The sequence below is a fragment of the Streptomyces sp. NPDC090442 genome (genome assembly GCF_044769405.1).
Classification (GTDB): Bacteria; Actinomycetota; Actinomycetes; order Streptomycetales; family Streptomycetaceae; genus Streptomyces.
In genome coordinates this window covers 1-4243 of sequence record NZ_JBIVXW010000171.1, presented here as the reverse complement: position 1 = coordinate 4243, position 4243 = coordinate 1, and the positions used below count along the sequence as shown (strand labels likewise).

The following is a 4243-nucleotide window of genomic DNA, read 5'->3' as shown; positions in this document are numbered from 1 at the left end:
TACCGTCTCTTGACCACTGCCGAGGCGGCTGAAATTGCAGGTGTCACCATCGCATGCATTCGCCAGTGGGATCATCGAGGCTATCTCACCCCCATGGCCCATCAAGGAAATAGAAACCTGTACCGTGAAGATCATGTCCTGGAAGTCGAACGTATCCGCCGGGAGGCTTCTACGGGGTCGAGGTCTGGTCGCAAGTAGATATTATTTGAATGAAGGTTTCTCATCCTGAGCGCCAGGCAATCTCGATGGTGTGAACGGCGGTGACGGTTCGACTGATGCGGTTGGGGCTGCACCGTGCTTTGCGGAAGATCCGCCATTGCTTCACCCTCCTCGTCCCGCCAGGTACACAAGGCACCCAACTCGACTGATCCTCCACAAAAGTGACGTCTCGCCAGTCGAGAACGCTCACGCCCTGTGCCCCACCCACCAGCCACCTGTCACATCGTCAGATAGCCAGCCCAATCACGACCTTCTGAATGGATACCACCTCTCCGCAGCGAATTGCGCAGCAGAGTCGCCCTGTTGCCGATGCGTGTCAGATAGGCGAAGAATGATGTGAGGAAAGGGGGCGGGGCAACGGTCTGGTCTAAAGAAGAGCTCCGTCCGGGGCATGCTTGCAGTGATGCCGAATGGGGCCTATTAGGCAAGTAGTCTTCAGCGTTGCCGGTCTTTGAGGTCTTTGGGAGCCTGCTATGTGCGCATTGTCAGTGAGGGAATTACAGGGTCTGCTCGAGCAAGCTCGTTCCACGGAATCGCCCTTCAGGGTGCGATCCGAGGACCTCTCTCTTGAGGGGGCGGATACCCTCTTTCGTTCCTACCTTCGCGGGGACTTGGTGGTTCAGTACCCGTTTGATTACGATGATGCGCCGCTGAGCGTCAGGGGGACTGTACCGCTGGGTGAACTCGGGGAGTTAGACGACGTGGAGGTGGAATTTTCCGCCTCCAGTGAAGACCCTGAGGGGCGGGTCACGGGGGTTGCCCTGGCGGCTGAGTTACGGGAGTGGAGGGTAGAAACTACTTATCTCGTGGTTGACCTCGCTGGCTTTATGCGGGAGCCGGGTTTTGATTGCCCAATGCTGGTCCTGGGGGCTACCCCCGAGGAGGGCCAAACAGGCGGTGAGGTCGTTTCTTGGGCCTCTGCTGGGGTCGGATTTGAGGTGAGGGGAAAACGGGCTTGTCTACTGGTTTCCACACCTGATCCGGAGGGTGAGACACCTGACACAGGGGTCTTTGAGTTGTCTGGTATGTTCGACTCTGGCCTTGGTCTTGAGCGGCTCAGCGATTTGGTGCAGCTGCCCATGATGACCGGGATAAATACGGAGGAGCTGGAACTCCCAGAGACAATACCGTCTCCTAATACCATAGGCTGGGCGGGGATTAGGGCAGGATTCGACCCTGCACGTGGAGGCGTGCAGTGGATGTGGCTGGAAGCGGGCTTGAAGGGGGCAAAGTGGTCCGTAGTCGATGACTGGCTTTCCCTGAGCGATACATCGGTGCTGTACGGGATAGGATGGTATTCGTTCGACGACGAAGAACAGGCATCATCGAGACGTCACTTGATTTCACAGGAAATCAATGCCAGCCTTGACATCAAAAACAACACACTCGATGCACACATCACCCTTCCAAGTGAAATCATAACAGCTTCCTTACAGGATCCTGTTAACGTGAGAGACATCATCGGTGACACCCTGGGAGACATTCCTGCATTTGATGATGTGACGGTTTCCTCCATTTTCGCTAGCGGCAATCTTGATAACAAATCCTACACCGTATCCTGTTCTCTGGATACTTCCTGGGAATTTTTTGACGGCGTGACGATGACGGGGGTTTCACTCCACCTCGACGGGCTCGGTGGTCCACCGGATATTTTCTTCATCTCGGGCAGTTTTGACATTGCCGGTACGACTGTCTACGTGGAGGCCCGGAAGGCGGTTGCCGGGGGGTGGATGCTCTCGGTGATCGCCGAAGATCTCGAGTTTTCCGGAGTGTGCGATTGGCTAGAAAGCACGTTCCCTGGCTTACGCGTGCCTGCGGCTGTGTCCGGGACGGTCCTGCAGCGGCTGGCGTTGACCTTCGAACCGAGTACCCGGACGATCGCAGTCAGCTGTACCGGTTCCATCCCCCTCGGGGGTGGGGATACGGAGGCTTTGCTTGATCTGCACGCGCAGGCGCGAAAGACCGGAAGCTCGTTCAGAGGTTTATTCTGGGGCGAGCTGGCTATACCCATTTCCCTGGACGGCGAGGCTGAAGAGCCTACCCCGGGAGAAGAAGCTGCAGTGCAGTGGATGCGGTTCACCTTGTCATTGGATCTCTTGCCTGAGACGAAGTCGCTGGGTGCTTCGTGGTCTGCGGTGGGTGAGGAGGGGGTGTCTGTTCTTGCGGTTCTGCGTGCGTTCGGTATGGCGAATGACGATCTGGTGACTGTGCTTCCGGAGGGTTTGTGGCCGGTGGTGCGGGAGGTGGGGATTGCGTACGACTCTGGCAACAAGGTGTTCGTGCTGGCGGTGGGCACGGGGCGCATAGGGGTGGTGGCCGCGTCGTCTGACGTGGAGGGTACCCGGTCGTATGCAGTGTTGGTACGGGGTGCTGTGGGGGTGCGGCTGTCGGGGCTTCCTCTGGTGGGGTCGGCTGTCCCTCCGGAGGCTGATGTGGTGCTGCGTGGGGTGGAATTCACCCTGGCCTCCCGGGAATGGAAGAAGCAGCACGCAGAAGATGCCAATGACTTGCTGCGCAAGGCGGATCCGGAGTCCCTGCAGGTGATCCCGCGCCTGCCCGAGGCTGGCCTCAAGCCGGGCGTGCGGCTGGTCCTCGACGTGGACGCGCCCGGAGAGGTTGTGGGCCCGCTGGTGCTTCCGCTGACGTCTCCGGGGGTGGCGGAGGGCAGTGGGAGTCTTCCCACCGTGGTGCCTGCGGCAGCAGGCGTGCCGGGTGTGTCGTTTGATGTGGGGGTGCGGCTGGGGCCGGTGAGTTTGCACAGGATCACAGTGGGCTATGAGCAGGGGCTGGTGCGGGTTGGTTTTGATGCCTCGATGGCGGTCGGCCCGGTCGCGCTGACCCTGCTCGGTCTGGGAGTGTCGGTGGACCCGGCTTCACTCGGCGGGGATGCGCTGGCCGAACCGGCGTTCGCTGTCGAGTCGAGGGTCGAGGGTGCGCAGGTGCTGCTGTACAAGCCTCCTGTGCGGGTCAGCGGCGGACTGATGCGGCGAAAGGATGACGCGTATGCGGAACTGATCACAGGGGGAATCGCTGTCGAAGCCCAGGCGTTTGCTTTGCAGGCGGCGGGCAGTTACGCCCGCAGCCACGAGGGGTGGAACTCACTGTTCCTGTTCGGCGAGGCGTTCGGGCAGGGCGGGACAGCACTCTTCGGGCCGCCGCCATTCACCGTGATCGGGCTCTCGCTGGGCTTCGGGGTCAACAGCACCGTCCGTGTCCCCGAACTCGGGGAGATGGACTCGTTCCCGTTGATGGCACGGCTCGGCGGCGGCCAGCCCGGTACCTCGCCCGAGCAGATCCTTGAGCAACTGAAGGGGTGGATCAGCCCGAAACAGGGCCAGTACTGGGGTATGGGCGGTGTGCTCTTCACCTCCTTCCGGTTCATCGAGTCCCAGGCCCTGCTCCTGATCGAAGGCGGCGAGCAGTGGAATGTGACCCTGCTGGGGCGGACCAGCCTGGCCCTGCCCCGCGGATCGAGTACTCCGGCCGCACGCGTCAACATCGACCTGCTCATCGCCTACCGCTCGGAACAGAATCTGCTGTCTCTCGACGCGGTGATCGCGGCTGGCTCCTACATCCTGGACCCCGGCTTCACCCTGAGCGGCGGGATCGCCCTGCGGGTGTGGACCGGTGATGACCACGCCGGCGACTTCGCCCTCTCCGCTGGCGGCTACCACCCCGGCTACGAGGTCCGTAAACGATTTCCGTATTACCCGGAGCCGGCCAGGCTCGGTTTCTCCTGGTCGCCCGGCGGGGGCATCACCGCTACGGGAAGCGTCTACGGCGCGGTCACCAGTAACGCCATGATGTTCGGCGGGCGTCTAGCTCTGGACTACGCCGCCGGCGGCGTATTCCACCTCCAAGCATGGATGGACGCCAAGGTCGATGTCCTCGTCCAATGGAAACCCTTCTACTTCAATGCCTCGATAGGAGTGCGGGTGGGGGCGGCGGCCACCGTCAAGGTGTGGTTCATCCGGGTGAGGGTGTCCGTGGAGGTCGGTGTCGACCTCGACATCTGGGGCCCCCC

At 61.2% G+C, this 4243-nt stretch carries 2 protein-coding genes; both read left to right on the top strand.

From position 1 onward, the window contains the following. Nucleotides 1–9 precede the first annotated feature (9 nt). Entirely contained in the window at nucleotides 10–198 is a 189-nt protein-coding gene (locus ACIQU6_RS43860; protein WP_403488197.1) for a MerR family transcriptional regulator, read from the top strand. 1220 nt (nucleotides 199–1418) lie between these two features. Next, nucleotides 1419–4243, top strand: a 2825-nt coding sequence (locus tag ACIQU6_RS43855) for a DUF6603 domain-containing protein (protein WP_403488195.1), incomplete at its 3' end; no start/stop codon positions are given.